The sequence below is a fragment of the Cupriavidus sp. WKF15 genome (assembly GCF_029278605.1).
Taxonomy (GTDB): Bacteria; Pseudomonadota; Gammaproteobacteria; order Burkholderiales; family Burkholderiaceae; genus Cupriavidus.
Genome location: NZ_CP119573.1, coordinates 2538945 through 2559014, shown reverse-complemented (window position 1 = coordinate 2559014; position 20070 = coordinate 2538945). Strand labels below are relative to the sequence as shown.

Genomic DNA, 20070 nt, shown 5'->3' with positions numbered 1-20070 from the left:
AGCCGTCTGAATCTTAGATTGAAGTAGCATCAATCCCACAGATTTGCATGCCGCAATGTCAGGCGCCGATCTAGTCGTGTAGGGCCCACCTCACAGAGGCCCGGAAGGGCGTCCCGCCAGGGACGCATCAGACAAGCACTAGGAGACAGTAGATGGCGCAACATCAAGTGGCAGCCGCGACCGGCAATGGACGCGGCCTGCAGAATCGTTGGTTCCAACTGGCCGTAGGCGTGGTTTGCATGGGCCTGGTGGCGAACCTGCAGTATGGCTGGACTCTCTTTGTGTCACCGATGGACGCCAAGCATCATTGGGGCACGTCCGCGATCCAGGTGGCATTTTCCATATTCATCGTGACCGAAACCTGGCTGGTGCCGCTGGAAGGCTGGCTGGTGGACAAGTTCGGCCCGCGGCCGGTGGTGGCCGGCGGGGCGATCTGCGCGGGCCTGGCATGGGTGATGAATGCGTATGCGACGACGCTGCCGGAGTTGTACGCGGCGGCGGTGATCGCAGGTATCGGCGCGGGCGGCGTGTACGGCACGTGCGTGGGCAATGCGCTGAAGTGGTTCCCGGACAAGCGGGGCCTGGCAGCGGGTCTGACGGCGGCGGGTTTTGGCGCCGGCTCGGCGATCACCGTGATTCCGATCGCGAACATGATCCAGAGCTCGGGCTATGAGAAGGCGTTCCTGTTCTTCGGGATCCTGCAGGGCGTGGCGATCTTCGCGCTGGCATTGCTGCTGGTGAAGCCGCGGGCACCGAAGGGAGCAGTGGCGGCGAAGGCGGTACTGACCAACCCGGTGGAGTTCACGCCAGGGCAGATGGTCAAGACGCCAGTGTTCTGGCTGATCTATGTGAGCTTCGTGGCGGTGGCCGCGGGCGGCATCATGGCGACGGCGCAACTGGGCCCGATCGCGAAGGACTTCGGCTTCGCTTCGATGCCGGTGACGATGCTGGGCGTGACGCTGCCGCTGCTGACGATGACGCTGTCGATCGACAACCTGTGCAACGGCTTTACGCGTCCGCTGTGTGGCTTCCTCTCCGATCGGTTCGGTCGCGAGAACACGATGTTCGTGATCTTCATCGGCGAAGGCCTGGCGCTGCTCGGGTTGATGCAGTTCGGCCACAACCCGTATGCGTTCATGTTCTTCGCGGCACTGACGTTCCTGTTCTGGGGCGAGATCTTCTCGATCTTCCCGGCGCTGTGCGCGGACACGTTCGGCAGCAAGTTCGCGGCGGCGAATGCGGGCACCTTGTACACGGCAAAGGGGACGGCGGCGATGCTGGTGCCGCTGGCATCGGTCCTGTCGGCGCGCGGCGGCTGGGATGCAGTGTTCACCGTGGCGGCCGTCGTGACGATCGCAGCGGGCGTGTCGGCAAAGCTGGTGCTGGCGCCGATGCGCAAGCGGTTCATCACGGGCCATGCGGATGCGGTGGCCGTGTCGGATGCCGCATTCATGGTGCGTCCCCGAAGGGAAGCGGAATAAGACGGAGCAGGGAGAAATCGGGTGAGCCGGGATCTCGCATCCGGGCCCCTGAATGCCCCCGGCAAACGGTCTGCGCATGGCGCAGGCCTTTTGCCATGTGGGCCACGGACACAACAAACACAGCACAGGCGGACGGGCCGCCAGGGAGACAGCCGTGAGCAGACTGCAATCATCCACGCTTGCCGCAGGACCGCATCGCAGCCTCGCGCTGCCGTTGCCTCAAGGGAACCGGGGCGGAGGAGGGCGGCCATGAATATCTCGCTTCCCCAACTGAAGGCGTTTGCCGCGGTCGCGCGGCACAAGAGCTTCACGCGCGCGGCCGCGGAACTGGGCCTGACGCAGTCGGCGGTCAGCCGAAGCGTGCGCGAACTCGAAGAGGAGATCGACCAGCGCCTGTTCGACCGCACCACGCGGCAGGTGGAACTGACCGACGCAGGGCAGCACCTGTCGCAACGCATCTGTCACCTGATCGAAGAAGTCGAGCAGACCCTGCGAGACAGCCAGGGCGCGGCGCGGCCGTCGCAAGGCCTGGTGCAGATCGCGACCGATCCCGTACTGAGTTCGATGTCCGTGCCCGCGTGGCTCGCCGGCTGCCGCAAGGCCTGGCCGGCGATCGCGATCCACTTGAAGGACCGTTCGCAAGAGTCGGTGCTGCAAAGCGTGCGCAGCGGAGAAGTGGACTTCGGCATCGCCACCGATCCGCAGCCGGGCGACGATCTCTATTGCGAACCGTTGTGCATCGATCCGTATCACGCGGTGTTGCCGGCAGAGCATCCGCTCGCCTCGCGCGACGCGATTGCGTGGGGCGACCTGTGCAATGCCAACTTGCTCACGCTGGACCAGCAATGCGGCGTACAGCCCGTCGTGGAAAAGGCGCTCAGCAACCATCACGTGCGCGCGGGTTCTTTGCAGTTGCTGGGCCATTTCGCCGCCGTCTTCGGCATGGTGGCGCTTGGCCTCGGCATCGGCGTGGTGCCGTCGCGCGCGCAGGCGGGTGGCCTCCATCCCGCCGCGGTCATGCGGCCGCTGAGACCCCAGGTGACGTCGACGGTCATGTTGGTGCGCCGCAAGAGCCGGTCGCTCAAGCCGAATGCGGCCGCGATCTGGGATGCGCTGCGCGGGCTCGAGTACAAGGACGCGGCCGAACCCGGCTGGCAGCCGCCGATCGCGGTGGAGGCTTAGGAAAACGGGGTCAGGACCAGGCCTCCGCCGAGTGCTGTTGCATAGAAGCAAAACCCTATTGATATATTACATACAGGATATTTACACATACTGCAGCGCAGCATATAATGAAAACTCCTAACCACAACGCAATCGGAGTTTTCAAATGGAAGTCGCTCTTCTCTTCGTTCTCGGCCTTGGCCTGATCGCAGCCGGCGTCGGCATGACGACGCTGCTGGCTACGCGCCTGCCCGTCGATGTGCTCGTGACCGCGCAGGCGCACGGTCGCTTCGCAGGTCTGGGTTCGAACCAGGAAAGCGATGGCGTTGGCCGCGCTCGTCCGTCACGCACGGTGGCTGCCGCCGGCGAACTGGCGTACGCCTGAGCCTGTTCGCACCCCGCGTCGTCCCGACTGAACGGCGCATCTGACAAGGGCTGTAGCGGCCGGCAACCCTTGGAGCAATACCCCAATCCCGCAACCTCACAAGCTGGCCTTGGCTATTCGACGCAAGGCCGCGAACGCGAGGCAGGAACCTGGCGGATACCCGGCCGCCATCCCCCTCGTAAATGCGCAACCATTGAGCAGGCTGCAGGCTCAATCCGGCAGAGCGCCGGTATTTCCTGTATCGGTTTGTCCATACAAACTAGTAATGTCTTAGTTGTATGGTTCTAGGGACTTTCCCCAGCCCGGTCGTCTTCCCCGATTTCCGGTCCTCCGAATCCCGTCATGGTGACGGCCGTCCTGGCTCGCCCGATTGATGCGGCAAGCGAGGGTAACCTCTTGATTTCCAATAACTCCTCCAAGCTGCAAGCAGCGCCGTTGATGCATGCCGCGCACCAGTCGCGAGGCAGTCGCGCGGCACGGTCATTTTTGCCGGAGAAGCCGTGCTGCATGGCCGCGAAGAATACGCTTGACTTGGTTGATATATCACATACCGTATAGCACTAGAACGGCTCAGCTGTTCGGGAAAGTGCGATAAGCGAGAGGCGTCAGGCAGGCGCCCATATCTTCCACCACAGGCAGTCTTCGACTGCCTAGAAGGAGACATCAATGGAACTGCAGCAGAGGGAATCCACGTCGCGCTTTGCGTCGCCGTGGGTACAGCTGGTCTTCGGCGTCATCTGTATGGCGATGATTGCCAACATGCAGTACGGGTGGACGCTGTTCGTCAACCCGATCGATGACAAATACCACTGGGGCCGCACCGCGATCCAGGTCGCGTTCACCATCTTCGTCGTGACGGAGACGTGGCTGGTGCCGATCGAAGGCTACCTGGTCGACAAGTACGGTCCGCGTCCCGTGGTCGTGGGTGGTGGTCTGCTGTGCGCGATCGCCTGGGTGCTGAACTCGATGGCCTCGTCGCTGCCTATGCTGTATTTCGCGGCGGCCATCGGCGGTGTCGGTGCGGGCGCGGTCTATGGCACCTGCGTGGGCAATGCGCTGAAGTGGTTCCCGAACCGGCGCGGCCTGGCCGCGGGCATTACTGCGGCGGGCTTCGGCGCGGGTTCCGCGATGACCGTGGTGCCCATCGCCAACATGATCAAGTCGTCGGGCTACGAAGCCACGTTTCTGTGGTTCGGCCTGGGCCAGGGCCTGATCGTGTTCATCCTGGGCATGGCCCTGTATCCGCCGTCGGCCAAGATCCTGAGCGAGGTCAAGTCCACCCTCAAGGCCGCGGCGACCTACAACGCCACGCCACGCCAGGTGCTGAAGTCGCCGATCTTCTGGATCATGTACGCGATGTTCGTGATGATGGCCGCTGGCGGTCTGATGGCCACCGCGCAGCTCGGCCCGATCGCCAAGGACTTCGGCCTGCATGATTCGCCGGTGTCGATCCTCGGCCTGACGCTGCCCGCGCTGACCTTCGCGCTGACCATCGACCGCGTGCTCAACGGCCTGACCCGTCCGTTCTTCGGCTGGATCTCGGACCACATCGGCCGCGAACGCACCATGTTCTTCGCTTTCGCGGTGGAGGCGGTCGGCATCCTGCTGCTGTCCAAGTACGGCCACAACCCGGTGGCGTTCGTGGTGCTGACCGGCATCGTGTTCTTCGCCTGGGGCGAGATCTACAGCCTGTTCCCGGCGACCTGCGGCGATACCTTCGGCCCGAAGTTCGCCGCCACCAATGCCGGCCTGCTGTACACGGCCAAGGGCACGGCCGCGCTGCTGGTGCCGTTCTCGAGCGTGATCACCGCGGCGACCGGCGACTGGCATGCGGTGTTCGTGCTGGCCTCGGCCATGGCGGGCCTGTCCGCGTTCCTCGCACTGTTCGTCCTCAAGCCGATGCGTGAAGCGCACGCCCGCAAGTATGTGCATGCCAATACCGCGAGCCCGATGGGATACCGCGCCGTGCCGGAGGACCTGACCTGATGAAGAGAGCCGTACGGCGTGCCGCCGCCTTCACCGAACACAGGCGTCGCACCCGGTAGCACAATACGAGGAAGGAAAAAAGAAAGAGCGACAGGAAGGCTGCCCGCAAGGGCGCCTTCCTGAACGCCTTCATAGCGTCCGCAGGAGACAAAGCTTTATGAACCAGGTTGTCATTCCACTCGACGCCACCGGGCTCGGACGGCTGCGCAAGCGCCGCCAGCCCAAGGGACGGCAGGTCGACGCCGCCGCGCTGGCGGAAGTGCGGGCCGCGCTTGGCGACATGCCGCGCCGCCGCGACCTGCTGATCGAGCACCTGCACTGCATCCAGGACCGCTACGGCCAGCTGGCCATGCCGCACCTGGTGGCACTGGCCCAGGAACTGGGACTGGCCATGACCGAGGTGTACGAGGTGGCCACCTTCTATCACCACTTTGACGTGGTGCGTGAAAACGCCGATGGGCACATTGCGCCGCCGCCTGCGCTGACGGTGCGCGTCTGCGAGGGCATTGCCTGCGAAATGGCCGGTGCCCGCACACTGATTGACAAGCTCCCCGCGTTGCTCGGTACGGACGTGCGCGTGGTGGCCGCCCCATGCATCGGCCGGTGCGAGAAAGCGCCGGCTGCGCTGGTGGGCCAGAAGCCGCTGGATGGCGCCACGGTGGCCGCCGTCGAGGCCTGCGTAACAGCTGGCACCATCCGCGATGAATCTGTGGCGCAGACCGGCTATGCCGCCTACCGGGCGGGCGGCGGCTACGCGCTGCTTGACGCGCTCGCGCAGGGACGTCTCGATCCGGCCGGCGTGCTCTGCACGATGGAGGACTCCGGGCTGCGCGGCCTGGGCGGCGCGGGTTTCCCGACCGGCCGCAAATGGCGCATCGTCGGCAACGAGCCGGCGCCGCGCCTCATGGCCGTCAATATCGACGAAGGCGAGCCCGGCACGTTCAAGGACCGCGTCTACCTGGAGCGCGACCCGCACCGCTTCCTCGAGGGCATGCTGATTGCCGCGGCCGTGGTGCAGGTGTCGGCCATCTACATCTACCTGCGCGACGAGTACGCAGGTTGCCGCGCCATCCTCGCGCAGGCGCTGCAGGAACTGCGCGACGATCCGCCCGTAGCGGGCGCGGCCCTGCCGCAGATCGAACTGCGCCGCGGCGCGGGCGCCTATATCTGCGGCGAGGAATCGGCCATGATCGAGTCGATCGAAGGCAAGCGCGGCATGCCGCGCCTGCGCCCGCCCTATGTGGCGCAGGTGGGTTTGTTCGGCCGGCCGACGCTCGAGCACAACTTCGAAACGCTCTACTGGGTGCGCGACATCCTGGAGAACGGCGCCGAATGGTTCGCCTCGCAGGGCCGGCATGGCCGCAAGGGGCTGCGCTCGTTCTCGGTGTCCGGCCGCGTGCGCCGGCCCGGCGTGCACCTGGCGCCGGCCGGCATCACGGTGCGCGAGCTGATCGACGAATACTGCGGCGGCATGCTCGACGGACACAGCTTCTATGCCTACCTGCCTGGCGGCGCCTCGGGCGGCATCCTGCCGGCATCGATGGGCAATATCCCGCTGGACTTCGATACGCTCCAGCCGCACGGCTGTTTCATCGGCTCGGCGGCCATCGTGGTGCTGTCCGACCATGACAGCGCCGTCGGTGCCGCGCGCAACCTGATGCATTTCTTCCGGCATGAGTCCTGCGGGCAGTGCACGCCGTGCCGCGTCGGCACGGCCAAGGCGTCCGACCTGATCCGCGCGCCGCAATGGGACCTGGCTGCGCTGGAAGACCTGTCCGCCGTGATGCGCGATGCGTCGATCTGCGGCCTCGGGCAGGCCGCACCGAACCCCGTGGATTGCGTGGTCCGCTACTTCCCCCATGAACTGCAGGCGGCAGCAGACCGCACGGAGGCACAGGCATGAATGCGCTGACACGCGCCGAGCGCGCGCTGGTCGAATCCACCGAGCCTGCCGTCACGTTCACGCTCAATGGCCGGGAGGTCTGCGCGCAGCCCGGCGAAAGCCTGCTGAAGGTGGCGCAGCGCGAAGGCTTCGACGTTCCCCACCTCTGCTACAAGGACGGACTCGAACCCGCCGGCAATTGCCGCGCCTGCATGGTGGAGATCCAGGGCGAGCGCGTCCTGGCGCCGTCGTGCTGCCGCTATCCGGCGCAGGGCATGACGGTGCAGACCGAATCGGAACGCGCACGGCGCGCCCAGCGCACGGTGCTGGAGCTGCTGCAGTCCGACATGCCGGAAGCCGAATACACGCGGCACAGCGAACTGGACCAGTGGTCGGCGCGGCTGGATGTCGGCAAGCCGCGCTTCGCGCCGCGCGAGCGCGTGGCGGCGGATCTCTCGCATCCCGCCATCGCCGTCAATCTCGACGCCTGCATCCAGTGCACGCGCTGCGTGCGCGCGTGCCGCGACGAGCAGGTCAATGACGTGATCGGCCTGGCATGGCGTGGCGACGCCGCCCGCATCGTCTTCGACATGGACGACCCTATGGGCGCGTCCACGTGCGTGGCCTGCGGCGAATGCGTGCAGGCCTGCCCGACCGGAGCGCTGATGCCCGCGCGCGACGTGGCGCTGGCGGTGCCGGACAAGCAGGTGGAGTCGGTGTGCCCCTACTGCGGCGTGGGCTGCCAGCTGACCTACAACGTCAAGGACAACCGCATCCTCTACGTCGAAGGACGTGATGGCCCGGCCAACCACAGGCGCCTGTGCGTGAAGGGCCGTTATGGCTTCGACTACGTGCAGCACCCGCAGCGCCTGACCGTGCCGCTGATCCGGCGCGAAGGCGTGCCCAAGCGCGGCGACTTCGTCATGGATCCGGACCACGTGATGGACGTCTTCCGCGAAGCGACCTGGGAAGAAGCGCTGGCGCTTGCCACCGGCAAGCTGGTGCAGATCCGCGACACGCATGGCAAGCGCGCGCTGGCCGGCTTTGGCTCGGCCAAGGGCAGCAACGAAGAGGCTTACCTGTTCCAGAAGCTCGTGCGCACCGGCTTTGGCAGCAACAACGTCGATCACTGCACGCGGCTGTGCCACGCGTCATCGGTCGCGGCGCTGCTCGAAGGCATCGGTTCCGGCGCGGTGTCGAACCCGGTCATGGACGTGGACCGCGCCGAGGTCGTGATCGTGATCGGTGCCAACCCGACCGTGAACCACCCCGTGGCGGCAAGCTGGATCAAGAATGCGGTGAAGAACGGCACGAAGCTCATCGTGGCCGATCCGCGGCGCTCGGACCTGGCGCGCTTTGCCTGGCGCTTCCTGCAGTTCACGCCGGATGCGGACGTCGCATTGCTCAACGCGATGATGCACGTGATCGTCACCGAGGGACTGGTCGACCAGGACTTCATCGACAGCCGCACCATCGGCTTCGACGAGCTGCAGCGCAACGTGGCCGCATTCAGCCCGGAACTGATGGCGCCGGTATGCGGCATCGATGCGCAGACCATCCGTGAAGTCGCGCGTGCCTATGCCATGTCCAAGGCGTCGATGATCCTGTGGGGCATGGGTATCTCGCAGCACGTGCACGGCACCGACAACGCGCGCTGTCTGATCGCGCTGGCGCTGATGACGGGCCAGATCGGCCGTCCCGGCACGGGCCTGCATCCGCTGCGCGGCCAGAACAATGTGCAGGGTGCGTCCGATGCCGGCCTGATCCCGATGATGTACCCGGACTACCGCCGCGTCGACGATCCTGATGCCATTGCCAGCTTCGAGAAGCTGTGGGGCATGCCGCTGGACCGCCAGCCGGGCCTGACCGTGGTCGAGATCATGGACGCGATCGGGCGCGGCGAGGTGCGCGGCATGTACATCATGGGCGAGAACCCGGCGATGTCGGACCCGGATGCCGAGCACGCGCGCGAGGCGCTGGCCGCGCTGGACCATCTCGTGGTGCAGGACATCTTCCTGACCGAGACCGCCTACCTGGCCGATGTGGTGCTGCCGGCGTCGGCTTTCCCGGAAAAGACCGGCACCTTTACCAACACGGACCGCACCGTACAACTCGGGCGCCAGGCGCTGTTGCCGCCGGGGCAGGCCAGGCAGGACCTGTGGATCATCCAGCAGATGGCGCAGGGCCTGGGCCTGGACTGGCGCTACGGCAGCGTGGCGGACGTCTTCGACGAGATGCGTCACGCCATGCCGAGCATCGGCGGCGTGACGTGGGACCGGTTGCAGGAGACGGGCGCCGTGACGTACCCATGCCGTGCCGAAGGCGACCCGGGCGAGCCGGTGATCTTCACCGACCGGTTCCCGACCGCTACCGGGCGCGGCCGCTTCGTTCCGGCGGACATCATTCCCGCGGACGAACGGCCCGACACGGATTATCCGATGGTGCTGATCACCGGCCGCCAGCTGGAGCACTGGCACACCGGCAGCATGACGCGGCGCGCGGGCGTGCTCGACGCGATCGAGCCGGATCCGGTGGCGCTGGTGCATCCGCTCGACCTGGCCGAGCTGGGCGGCCAGCCCGGTGACGTCGTCACGCTGACCTCGCGGCGCGGAGAGGTGTCACTCTATGCGCGCGCCGACGCCGGCACGCCGCGCGGCGCCGTGTTCGTGCCGTTCTGCTATTACGAGGCGGCCATCAACAAGCTCACCAACGCGGCGCTGGACCCGTTCGGGAAGATTCCCGAGTTCAAGTACTGCGCGATCCGTGTGGTCCTGGGCGGGGTGGCGCCGACGCAGTCGAGCTACGGCGGGGGCAAGGTGCTGGGGGCCTGACGGCCGGCGCGTTGCTACCCGGCCACTACCCGGCTACTACCCGGCTACTACCCGGCTACTACCCGGCCCGCGGCTCAATACTTGATGTCGCGGGCCGTCTGCCGGCCTCCCTGCTTGGTATCCCGCTTGTCCTGGCGGCAATTCGCGTTGCTCTTCTGGTTGGCCGCGCGGCAATCCTGCTTGGTCTGCCGCGAGTCCTGGCGCGTATCCTGCCGGACGTCGCGCGCGTCGCGGCGTTGCTGCGCCTGCTCCGTGCCCCATGACATGCCGGCGCCGGCGGTCAGCGCCATTGCAAGCGCCAGGGCGGTAAATCGGGGATTCCATGCGGCCATGATGTGATCTCCCTTGGCAGTCGTCTGCAAGCCAGTCTCCAATTTAGTGGATACAAGCGGTCCGTGGGCCGGTTCCGCCGCAAATTTCGGCATGGTGCTGATGCGCGCTTGGCGCGAATGCGCCGCCGATGTCATGATGGCGGGGTTTGCGCCGCCTGCTGCGGCACCTGGCCGGCCGGACCGTCACTGACCGTGACTGACCGGTGTGCCGGCGCAGGCAAATACCCCGGGGGAGAGATGACTATGCAGAGCAGGGAAACGCGGGGCATGTCCCGCGAGCGGCTTGCCCGCGTTGAACGTTTCATCGATGAATCCTATATCGCGACCGGCAAGCTGCCCGGTGCGCTGATCCAGGTCTGGCGGCGCGGCGAACTGGCGCTGAACTCGGTGCTCGGCCTGGCCGACCGCGAGCGGCAGGTGCCGCTGGCGCAGGATTCGATCTTCCGCATCTACTCGATGACCAAGCCCGTGACGTCGGTGGCGGTCATGATGCTGGTCGAGGAATGCAAGATCGCGCTGGACGATCCGGTCAGCAAATACATTCCGGCGTGGGAAAACCTCGGTGTCCATGTCGGTGGCTTCATGGAAAGCTTCCAGACGCGCCCGCCGGCACGCCCGATGCTGGTGGTCGACCTGCTGCGGCACACCTCGGGCCTTACCTACGGTTTCCAGCAGAACACCAACGTCGACGCGGCGTACCGCAAGCTGAAGCTCGGCGAGCTTGCCACCGAAGGCACGCTGGACGAGATGATCGAGAAGCTGGCCACGCTGCCGCTTGAATTCTCGCCGGGCGAGGCCTGGAACTACTCGGTCTCCACTGACGTGCTTGGCTACCTGGTCGGCAAGGTCAGCGGCATGCCGTTCGAGGACTTCCTGAAGGCACGCATCTTCGATCCGCTCGGCATGGTCGACACCGCCTTCCACGTGCCGGAAGACAAGGCATCGCGCTTCTGCGCCTGTTATGCCGTGGGCGTCCTCGGCTCCAAAGTCGTATCGAAGAAGGGGCCGATGCTGCAGGACGACCCTCGCACGAGCCCCTACCTGAAGCCGCCAAGCTTCATCTCGGGCGGAGGCGGGTTGGTGTCGACGGCGGCGGACTATATGCGCTTCGCGCGCATGCTGCTGCAAGGGGGCGAACTCGACGGCGTGCGCTTGCTCGGGCCGAAGACCCTGAAGCTGATGACCGCGAACCACCTGCCAGGCGGCGTGGACCTGCCGCGCCTGTCGCGCTCGATGTTCAGCGAGGCTACCTATGACGGCGTGGGATTCGGGCTCGGCTTTGCCACGACCGTGACGCCGGAATCGACGCTGATCCCCGGCAGCGCCGGCGATTTCTTCTGGGGCGGGGCGGCCAGCACTTTCTTCTGGGTGGATCCTCAGGAGGAACTCATCGGTCTCTTCCTGACCCAGCTTCTGCCTTCTTCGGCCTATCCCGTGCGACGCCAGCTGCGCACGCTGGTCTACAGCGCTATCACTGAACCGGGGACGGCGGTGCGCTGAGGGGTTGTGGTGGTGTATGTATTGCGCTGTCGTGCTTGGCATGCGCCACTGGTTTGCCGGCGGAAGGCTTCGGTGATGCCAGGCTCGTCGTTCTTGGCAGGCGCCGCTCGGACAAAAAGTGACTCGCCGGCTACGCCGGCGAAACAGCAGCGCCTGCCAAGCGCGACACCCCAATCATCCCCACAGCCCCCCGACTGTGCCAGCGTAAAATATACCTATGGCACTTGCCGTGACGGCCGATACCAGGCCAATGAAAAGGACACACAGGCATGAGGCAGGCAAAGACTCTGATCATCGCGATCACCCTCGCTGCGGCGACCCCGCTCGCGCAGGCGAGCCTGTCCGGGGATGCCCATGCATTCAAGGACAACGTCAAGGCGGCAGGCAAGCAGGGCGGCCATGCCGTGCGCGATGCGACGTTCGCCATCGGCCGCGGCGTGAAGTCGGCCGGGCATGCGGTTGGTGACGCGACCAAACACGGCTATCACGCGACTAAGCGCGCGGTGACGGGGCACGAATAAAGGGGCTTGGTCTTCAGACCCGGCCATGACAAGCGGCACTCACCAGGCCTGAATTCCCATCCGCAAGCCCAGCAGGACCAGTATGCCGCCTGTCACGCAGCGCTGCGCCAGCAGCCATTGCGGACGCTGCGCCATCATCCCCGCCGCGCGGCCCGATGACACCGCGACGAGCGCATTGACGCCGGCAAATGCGGCGGTCAGCGCCAGCCCGAGCACGACCGATTGCCCCAGCACATCGCCGGCCTTGTCATCGATGAACTGCGGCAGGACGGACAGGAACACCAGCGCGAGTTTCGGATTGAGCAGGCTGGTCATCGCCCCCATGGCAAACAGGCGGCGTGGCCGCTCGGCCGAAGCCGCTTCGACCTGCAACGGTGAGCGGCCACCCGGCTTCAGCATCTGCCAGGCCATATAGAGCAGGTAGAGCGCGCCACAGACGGCCAGCACGCGCGCGGCTCCCGGGATCGCGAGGAACAGCGCACTGATCCCGAATGCCGCACCGAGCATATAAGACAGGTAGCCAAGCATCACGCCCGCGAGCGAGATCAGGCCCGCCCGGGTGCCCTGCGAGACCGATCGCGCCATCACGTAGACCATGTTCGGCCCCGGCGTGATCGCCAGCAGGCCGCCTACCGCCATGAACTCGTACATCGCTCTCATTTGCCCCACCTGTCACTTTCTCGCAGACGATGGTGGCAGTATCGAAGCGCGGGATCGCTAAGTAAAACGAATTATACTGATCCAATTATTCAGGTTTTCTGACTTATTGCTGCCGCATGAGGAAACTCGATCTCGATGTCCTGGAGATGGTCGTCGCTGTTGCCGACGCTGGATCATTCGCGCGCGCGGCCGAATCCCTGCATCGCTCGCCGTCGGCCATCAGCATGCAGGTCAAGGCGATCGAAGAAGCGCTCGGCAAGCCGCTGTTCGAACGGACGACCCGCAACGTCGCGCTGACCGAGGATGGCAGGGTACTGGCCAACTACGGCCGGCAGATGCTGGCCATGCGCGAGGAGGCCTGGGCGGCGGTGGTGCGTCCGGAGATCCGCGGACGGGTCACGATCGGCGTGCCCGATGACTACGCTTCGTCGCTGCTGCCCACGGTGCTGCGCAAGTTCGCGGTCGCGCATCCGCGCGTGGAGATCCGCGTGATCGGCCTGCCGAGCCATGCGCTGATCCCCTTGCTGAAGGACAACACGCTTGACCTGGCGTGCATCACGAAGACGCGCGGCGTTACCGGGGAATTCATGCGGCATGAGCCAATGGCCTGGGCCGCGGCCCGTGGCAACCGGCAGGTGTGGAAGGAGCGCCCGTTGCCGATCGCGGTCTTTGCGCATGGCAGCGCGGCGCGCGGGCACGCCATCAGCGCGCTGCAGGGGGCGGGCATCCGCTACCGGATGTCCTATGAGAGCCCGAGCCTGCTGGGCTTGATCAGCATGGTCGAGGCGGGGCTGGCGGTAGCGCCCCTGGCTCGCTGCAGCATCCCGCAGCACCTGGCACTGCTTGGCGAAGCGGAAGGGCTTCCGCCGCTTCCTTCTCTGGAGGTAGTCCTGGCGCGCAGCGCCGGCTCCGCGCGGCCGCCCTGCGACTTCCTTGCCGAACAGATGCTGGCGGACCTGAGAGCCTGATCCGATGTGTCCAACCCGCCGCACCGGGGCAGCGACGCGTCCGACAGGGGGGACTTCACGCGAACGACTGACGGCTATGCCCTGACCACCGTCCTGACAGCAATCTGACAGCCGTCCGGTCATGTTCGGCTGATATCCTCACGCAAGCTACCGACCAAAACCTACCGAGAGATCTTCGAATATGGACCACGCCCTGCGCGCGAGCCTTGCCAACGAACTGCACGCAAGACCTTTCCTGCGGTTGTCGGGCTCCGTCGCCCTCGCTCACCTGGCGATCTATGCGGGGGACGACACCGCCGTGCATGAGCAGTTGCTGAGCGCGTTGTGCGATCTCACCGGCATGCCGGCGCCCGAGCCGGGCAGCACGCACTATGCCGCGCATTGGAGTGGCGAGCGCCAGCTGAAGTGGGAACGCCACACGGAATTCTCCACCTACACCTTCGTGGCCAGCCGGCACGACACGGACTACTTCTCGGGCCTGGCCACCGAGCACGTGCCGCAGGCCTGGTTCGAGCAGATCGCGGGCATGCGCTTCGTCGCGATCCGTATGGAGCTGGTATCCGGCGAGCATGCGCCGATGGCGCGCCATAACTACCGGCAGTGGATCGACGGCCCGATCAAGGTCGGCAGCCGCGTGCTGGGCAACGGCGAAGTCTATTGCGACTGGACCATCAAGCGCGATGGCTTCTCGCGCTTCCTTGTCATCGACGAGGGCTTCCGCGAGGCGCAGGGCGGACGTCTGTTGCAGCGGCTGTACGAGATCGAGACCTATCGCATGATGGCCCTGCTGGCGCTGCCCGCCGCGCGCGAGCTGGGCCGCTCGCTCGATGTGCTGCAGCGCGCGCTGGCCGGGCTGATGCACCGCATGGACTCCGCGCCGGACGACAAGGTGGATGCCAATCTGCTGCAGGAGCTCACGCACCTTGCCGTGCGCGGCGAGGCGCTGGCGGAGTCGAGCCACCGCTTCAGCGCCAGCCGCGCGTACGAGCGCCTGGTGATGGCCCGTATCCAGGAGCTGCGCGAGGAACGCATCGAGGGCATCCCGACCATCGCCGAATTCATGGAGCGCCGCTTCACGCCGGCCATGGACACGTGCCGCGCCAGCGCAAATCGCCTGGAGCAATTCACCACGCGCGTCGCACGCGCGGTCGACCTGTTGCGCACGCGCGTCAGCCTGGCGCAGGAAGGCAATACGATGCGGCTGCTGGCGGGCATGGATCGCACCGCCCGCACGCAGCTTCACCTGCAGCACGCGGTGGAAGGGCTTTCCGTGGCGGCGATTTCCTATTACGTGCTGTCGCTGACGGCGGTTGGCCTGCGTTCGCTGCATGCCCTGCACCTGGGCATGGACCCGGAACTGGTCGAGGGGCTGCTGATCGCGCCGGTCGTGCTGCTCGTGTTCATGGTGATCCGGCGCACCAAGCGGTCCAACGGTGCCGGGCACGATGGCGCCAGGAGCGCAGGCTGAATCTGGCGCCGGCGGCGGGCCGTTCAGTCGCCGTGATCTTGCCCAGTTGGATTACCTTCTTCCAGCGCGCGAACTCCGACGCCTGGAACGCGGTGAACTGCTCCGGCGTTTTGGCGACGATCTCGAAGCCGACTTCGAGCAGCTTCGCGATCGGCGTGTCGAACTGCGTTGCCAGCGCGGCATGGCCCTCGTGGTCGTAGGCATCCAGCGGTTCCTCGATCCAGACGAGGTTGAAGGACTCGAACGTGCGGCACATGCGCTGCGCGGTGGGGCGGTCCCATTGCTGGTTGGCGTCGACCATGATCGGCACCGCATCGCCGAGACGCTCGCGCACGGCCGCCGAACGCGGCTCGACCTGAGCGGCAGATTCAGTGCCGTTGCGTCAGGAGCCGGTCGTCCGGCGTTGTCGATAAACGGTCACGCCGTCCTCTTCGCGCGCGGCCAATGCATTGCGCGCGCCGCAGATCGGGCAGCGGAACAGTGGGCCCTGGCCCTCGTTGACGACAACCACTTCGGTGGACTCCCAGCGGGTTCCACAGGACTGGTTCTGGCAGGTGTAGTAGATAGGCTTTTTCATTTGCGCGGATCGTAGCACGAGATGACTGCGCAGTCGTCAGGCTGACTGGTCACGCAAGTACGCCTTCGCCTCGGCCTCGGTCTCATAGACATAGGGAGCCAGCCCGCGCCGGGCGAGGGTATCGCCGAGCTTGGCGCGCATAAAGCCGCTGGTGGTGAAGCGGGTCACGCCGATATAAAAACGCCGGACCATTTCCGCGATCATTTCGACATAGGCATCTTCCACGCTGCGGTCAAGCACGAAGCCTTCGTAGTTGACCACGGCATAGACCTTGTGGCCCAGTGGCTCGCAGACGCGGCATACCTGTGCGCGGATCGCCGCGATGTCCTCTGCGCGCTTCACCTCGAGCTGCTCGAAATTCAGGAACAGGATGTTCTTTTCGTCGTCATAGTTGACGCGCGCTGCCAATGGCAGGCGCAACACGTCCGCGCGCAGCCCCATCGGCTCGGGGCTGAAGATGCGAGCATCCATCAGCGCAGGGGAGCGCACGATCGGTACGAAATCCATCTTTGCAAGGATGTCGCGCTCCAGATCGACGCCGGGCGCAATCTCGATGAGTTCCAGGCCTTGTGCGCCCAGTTCGAATACGCAACGCTCGGTGATATAGAGGACTGGCTTTAGCGCCGCAGCCGCGTGGGGTCCGGAAAACGTGCGGTGCTCCACTTCCTGGACGAACTTCCTGGCGCTGCCATCGCGGTGGATCTGGAGCTTGCCGTCGATGACCTCGATTTCGCTGCCGCCCGCCATGAAGGTACCGACGAACACGACCTTCTTTGCGTTCTGGCTGATGTTGATAAAGCCTCCTGCGCCGGCCAGGCGCGGTCCGAACCTGGATACATTCAGGTTGCCCTGGGCATCGGCCTGCGCCAGCCCGAGGAAGGCGAGGTCAAGTCCGCCGCCGTCATAGAAGTCGAACTGATAGGGCTGGTCGATGATCGCGTCCGGATTGGTGGCCGCTCCGAAGTTCAACCCACCGGCGGGAATGCCGCCGATCACGCCAGGTTCCGCGGTGAGCGTCATGAGGTCGAGGATCCGTTCCTCGTTGGCGATACTGGCGACACCTTCCGGCATGCCGATGCCGAGATTCACCACGCTGTTTGGCTTGAGCTCCATCGCCGCGCGCCGGGCGATGATCTTGCGCTCGCTCATCGGCATCGGCGCCACGCTGCTCACCGGCACGCGGACTTCGCCGGAGAACGCCGGACTGTAAGGCGTGGCGAAGGTCTGCTGGTGGTTTTCGGGTTTCGCCAGGACCACGCAGTCCACCAGCACACCGGGGATCTTCACCTGGCGCGGATTGAGCGTGCCCCGTTCGGCGATGCGTTCCACCTGGACGATCACCAGGCCACCGCAGTTGTGCGCGGCCATGGCGATCGCCAGGGCTTCCAGCGTCAGGGCTTCGCGCTCCATGGTGATATTGCCGTCCGGATCGGCCGTGGTGCCGCGCACGATGGCGACATGGATCGGGAAGGCCTTGTAGAAGAGATAGTCCTGGTCGCCGATGCGCATCAGTTCGACCAGGTCCTCGGTGGTGCGCTCGTTCAGCTTGCCGCCGCCAAAGCGCGGATCGACGAAAGTGCCCAGTCCGACGCGCGACAGGTGGCCCGGCTTTCCGGCCGCGATATCGCGGAACAGGTGGGTGATCACGCCTTGCGGCAGGTTGTAGGCTTCGATCTGGTTGCCGACCGCGAGCTGCTGGAGCTTTGGCACCAGGCCCCAATGTCCGCCAATCACCCGCTTCACGAGGCCGGGCAGCGCGAGATGGTTCAGGCCCCGGTCCTTGCCGTCTCCCTGCCCGGCGGCGTAGACCAGGGTCAGGTTGCCGGGCTTTTTCAGGCCGACTGGCGCCTCGTCGTCCTGTGCCAGGCAGAGTTCCTCGATGGCGATGGCGATTTCTTCCGCGAAGCCGATGCCGACGAAGCCGCCGGTCGCCACGGTATCGCCATCGCGGATCAGGCGCACGGCTTCGCGTGCCGAGACCAGTTTGCCGTTTTCGCGCGAATGGACGGCCAGACGAATCGTGCTTGCTTGCGTGTTCATGTTCTCCCCCTTGCGAAAGTTGGATTCGGGACCGCTTCGCATGGTGCATGCTCCGCGATACTTTATTTTCAGGACACAGGCAGCGCCATGGGCGCCACCGCCCAGACGCCGCGAGGGCTTTCGCGACTACCAGCTTAGACGAACCCAAACTTCCCTGCCCAGGCGCGATCGCCGGGCCGCCGTGACCTGGAACCCCATATTTGCGGCATCTTTGACCGCCGCCCGACACGTCCGCAGGCCGTTCGGGGCCTATTGTGTCCTTGGTTGTATCTCAAGAGATGCAATATGGAAGCGAACGAAACAGGAGACGACTTGCGGCGTTTGCTTCCTGCCCCGGATTCACCCGATGAGGGGATAATCGCATCCCCCTCATCCCCGCCGGCAGGCGAACCAAACCAGCTGTCATGCAGAGCAAGCGTAAAGCCACCCTGATCGGGTTGATTGCGATCGTATTGTGGAGTTCCATCGTCGGCCTGATCCGCGGCGTCAGCGAAGGCCTTGGCGCGACCGGCGGTGCCGCCATGATGTACTCCGTCGCATCGGTCCTGCTGTGGGTGACGGTCGGCTTCGGCAGGATCGGCGAATTTCCCCGCCGCTATCTGCTCTGGGGCAGCATCCTGTTCGTTTCCTACGAGCTGTGCCTGTCGCTGTCGATCGGCTACGCGCATAGCAACAGGCAGGCGATCGAGGTGGGAATGGTCAACTACCTGTGGCCAACCTTCACCATGCTGTCGGCCATCGCGTTCAACAAGCAGAAGGCCAGCTTCCTGATCCTTCCGGGCTTCCTGGTGGCCATTCTCGCCATCTGCCTGGTCCTGGGCGGCGAGCAGGGGCTCGATTTCACCGGCATGGCGGCAAACGTCAGGGACAATCCGCTCAGCTACGGACTGGCCTTCTTCGGCGCGTTGATCTGGGCGGCCTATTGCACGGTCACGAGCCGGATTGCCGGCGGCAAGAACGGCATTACGCTGTTCTTCATGCTCACCGCACTAGCCCTGTGGGCCAAGTATGTCTTTGGGGAACACGCGCCGATGTCATTCAGTGTCCACGCCGTCATTTACCTGGCCATGGCCGCCTCGGCGATGGGGTTCGGCTATGCGGCCTGGAACGTGGGCATCCTGCACGGCAATGTCACGGTCCTTGCCGGGGCGTCCTACTTCATTCCGGTCTTCTCCGCCTTGCTGGCGGGCCTGCTGCTGCATACCCCGCTGTCGCTGGCGTTCTGGAAGGGCGCGTCGATGGTCTGCGCGGGATCGATCCTGTGCTGGCTGGCCACACGCGGGCGGCCGTCGAAAGCGGCGCCGGTGCCGGATAAGGTGCTGTCGCAGGAACGTGCCGGGGAGCCCTAGCCCGGGTTCCGGCTACCCCCGGCCACCGTTGTCCGTGCCCGGTTCACTTCCTAGCCCTTCGCCCCATACCATCGTTGCGAGCGGTTCACGACGCCGACGACGAACAGCATCACGGGCACTTCGATCAGCACGCCGACGACCGTCGCCAGCGCCGCGCCGGAGCGGAAGCCGAACAGGCTGATGGCGGTGGCCACCGCCAGTTCGAAGAAATTGCTCGCGCCGATCAGAGCTGACGGGCCGGCCACGCAGTGGGCGACGCCAAGCCGGCGGTTCAGCAAGTAGGCGAGTCCGGAGTTCAGCAGCACCTGGCGCAGGTAGTCGTTGTGAAACTCCGAGCGCAGCCTGATCGCCGAGGACATCCACGTTCTGGAGGAGACGTTCAGTGCCTTTGGCGAGGCCATTTGCCTGGTGTCGCAGGGCGGGGCGGTAGTTCGGATGTCGCCGCTGTGCGCCATGCTGCTCGATGGCAGGCAAGGCCTGGCCATCCGGCGCGGGCGCCTGTCCCATCCGAACGGGGCGGTCTGCTCGCACGTCCTCGATACCTTGCACCTGGCCATTCGAACCCGGTCGCGCATGAAAACCGCAGTCGCGCTGTCGCCGGGAGAGACGCTGTCGCTGGATATCGCTCCGGCCCCGGCGAAGCTGCAGATGGTCGGGGAACCGCTGACGTTCGTCCGGATTCGCAGGAACACCGCGAGCCGGACCCTCGATATGTCCTGTCTTGTCGCGGAGTTCGGCCTGACACGCACCGAAGCGCGCGTGCTTGCCGCGCTGGTCGGCGGCAGCACGCCGCTGGCGTATGCGGCGGAGAACGCGGTATCCGAACACACTGTCCACAAGCAGATCGCCAGCCTGAAGGTCAAGCTGCACTGCAGCCGCGTCGTGGACCTGGTGCGGCTGGCCATCCTGTTCCGCGCCTGACCAACCGG

Annotated in this window: 16 protein-coding genes and 2 pseudogenes; 12 read left to right on the top strand and 6 right to left on the bottom strand. The window is 65.6% G+C overall.

Annotated elements, in window-relative coordinates; all coding sequences use genetic code 11:
* Nucleotides 1-152: 152 nt before the first annotated feature.
* The 6 genes from oxlT (CupriaWKF_RS29100) (at nt 153) to fdhF (ending at nt 9726) form a co-directional block, all read left to right on the top strand.
* Nucleotides 153-1481 carry an oxalate/formate MFS antiporter gene (gene oxlT, locus CupriaWKF_RS29100; protein ID WP_276101878.1) on the top strand — a complete coding sequence of 443 codons (1329 nt, stop codon included), beginning with the start codon at nt 153-155 and terminating at the stop codon, nt 1479-1481.
* 249 nt (nt 1482-1730) lie between these two features.
* Nucleotides 1731-2663, top strand: coding sequence for a LysR family transcriptional regulator (locus CupriaWKF_RS29095; RefSeq protein ID WP_276101877.1), 933 nt, complete (start codon nt 1731-1733; stop codon nt 2661-2663).
* 145 nt (nt 2664-2808) lie between these two features.
* A complete protein-coding gene (locus tag CupriaWKF_RS29090) occupies nt 2809-3027 on the top strand; it encodes a hypothetical protein (RefSeq protein WP_276101876.1) in 219 nt (72 codons plus the stop codon).
* Nucleotides 3028-3693: 666 nt separating this feature from the next.
* Entirely contained in the window at nt 3694-5013 is a 1320-nt protein-coding gene (gene oxlT / locus CupriaWKF_RS29085; RefSeq protein WP_276101875.1) for an oxalate/formate MFS antiporter, read from the top strand.
* Nucleotides 5014-5170: 157 nt separating this feature from the next.
* Nucleotides 5171-6916, top strand: coding sequence for an NADH-ubiquinone oxidoreductase-F iron-sulfur binding region domain-containing protein (locus CupriaWKF_RS29080; protein ID WP_276101874.1), 1746 nt, complete (start codon nt 5171-5173; stop codon nt 6914-6916).
* Nucleotides 6913-9726 carry a formate dehydrogenase subunit alpha gene (gene fdhF / locus CupriaWKF_RS29075; protein WP_276101872.1) on the top strand — a complete coding sequence of 938 codons (2814 nt, stop codon included), beginning with the start codon at nt 6913-6915 and terminating at the stop codon, nt 9724-9726. The genes CupriaWKF_RS29080 and fdhF overlap by 4 nt, the downstream gene beginning before the upstream one ends.
* A gap of 74 nt (nt 9727-9800) precedes the next feature.
* On the opposite strand, the gene CupriaWKF_RS29070 is transcribed toward fdhF, so the two are convergent.
* Nucleotides 9801-10058, bottom strand: coding sequence for a hypothetical protein (locus CupriaWKF_RS29070; protein WP_276103272.1), 258 nt, complete (start codon nt 10056-10058; stop codon nt 9801-9803).
* 237 nt (nt 10059-10295) lie between these two features.
* Here CupriaWKF_RS29070 and CupriaWKF_RS29065 point away from each other — a divergent pair, with 237 nt between their 5' ends.
* Entirely contained in the window at nt 10296-11558 is a 1263-nt protein-coding gene (locus tag CupriaWKF_RS29065) for a serine hydrolase domain-containing protein (protein WP_276101871.1), read from the top strand.
* Nucleotides 11559-11827: 269 nt separating this feature from the next.
* On the top strand, nt 11828-12079 hold the full coding sequence (locus CupriaWKF_RS29060) for a hypothetical protein (protein ID WP_276101870.1): 252 nt from the start codon (nt 11828-11830) through the stop codon (nt 12077-12079).
* Nucleotides 12080-12118: 39 nt separating this feature from the next.
* Here the strand turns inward: CupriaWKF_RS29060 and CupriaWKF_RS29055 are convergent, their stop codons facing one another.
* Entirely contained in the window at nt 12119-12739 is a 621-nt protein-coding gene (locus CupriaWKF_RS29055) for a LysE family translocator (RefSeq protein ID WP_276101869.1), read from the bottom strand.
* 116 nt (nt 12740-12855) lie between these two features.
* Here CupriaWKF_RS29055 and CupriaWKF_RS29050 point away from each other — a divergent pair, with 116 nt between their 5' ends.
* Nucleotides 12856-13707, top strand: coding sequence for a LysR substrate-binding domain-containing protein (locus CupriaWKF_RS29050; RefSeq protein ID WP_276101868.1), 852 nt, complete (start codon nt 12856-12858; stop codon nt 13705-13707).
* A 181-nt stretch (nt 13708-13888) separates the two neighbouring features.
* Nucleotides 13889-15175, top strand: coding sequence for a DUF3422 domain-containing protein (locus CupriaWKF_RS29045; protein WP_276101867.1), 1287 nt, complete (start codon nt 13889-13891; stop codon nt 15173-15175).
* A gap of 145 nt (nt 15176-15320) precedes the next feature.
* Here CupriaWKF_RS29045 and CupriaWKF_RS34395 read toward each other — a convergent pair.
* The 3 genes and pseudogenes from CupriaWKF_RS34395 to CupriaWKF_RS29030 all read right to left on the bottom strand — a co-directional run.
* Nucleotides 15321-15512 (bottom strand): annotated as a pseudogene (locus CupriaWKF_RS34395) (enolase C-terminal domain-like protein); the annotation flags it as partial.
* 45 nt (nt 15513-15557) lie between these two features.
* On the bottom strand, nt 15558-15752 hold the full coding sequence (locus CupriaWKF_RS29035) for a hypothetical protein (RefSeq protein WP_071013074.1): 195 nt from the start codon (nt 15750-15752) through the stop codon (nt 15558-15560).
* A 36-nt stretch (nt 15753-15788) separates the two neighbouring features.
* Nucleotides 15789-17792 carry an acyl CoA:acetate/3-ketoacid CoA transferase gene (locus tag CupriaWKF_RS29030; RefSeq protein ID WP_276101866.1) on the bottom strand — a complete coding sequence of 668 codons (2004 nt, stop codon included), beginning with the start codon at nt 17790-17792 and terminating at the stop codon, nt 15789-15791.
* A gap of 404 nt (nt 17793-18196) precedes the next feature.
* Here CupriaWKF_RS29030 and yddG point away from each other — a divergent pair, with 404 nt between their 5' ends.
* Nucleotides 18197-19141: an aromatic amino acid DMT transporter YddG gene (yddG, locus tag CupriaWKF_RS29025; RefSeq protein WP_276101865.1), complete on the top strand. Its 945-nt coding sequence runs from the start codon at nt 18197-18199 to the stop codon at nt 19139-19141.
* Nucleotides 19142-19191: 50 nt separating this feature from the next.
* On the opposite strand, the pseudogene CupriaWKF_RS29020 reads toward yddG, so the two are convergent.
* Nucleotides 19192-19449, bottom strand: a pseudogene (locus CupriaWKF_RS29020) (arsenical-resistance protein); the annotation flags it as partial.
* 127 nt (nt 19450-19576) lie between these two features.
* On the opposite strand from CupriaWKF_RS29020, the gene CupriaWKF_RS29015 reads away from it, so the two are divergent.
* Complete coding sequence (locus CupriaWKF_RS29015; RefSeq protein WP_276101864.1) at nt 19577-20062, top strand: LuxR family transcriptional regulator; 486 nt, start codon at nt 19577-19579, stop codon at nt 20060-20062.
* Nucleotides 20063-20070: the final 8 nt, after the last annotated feature.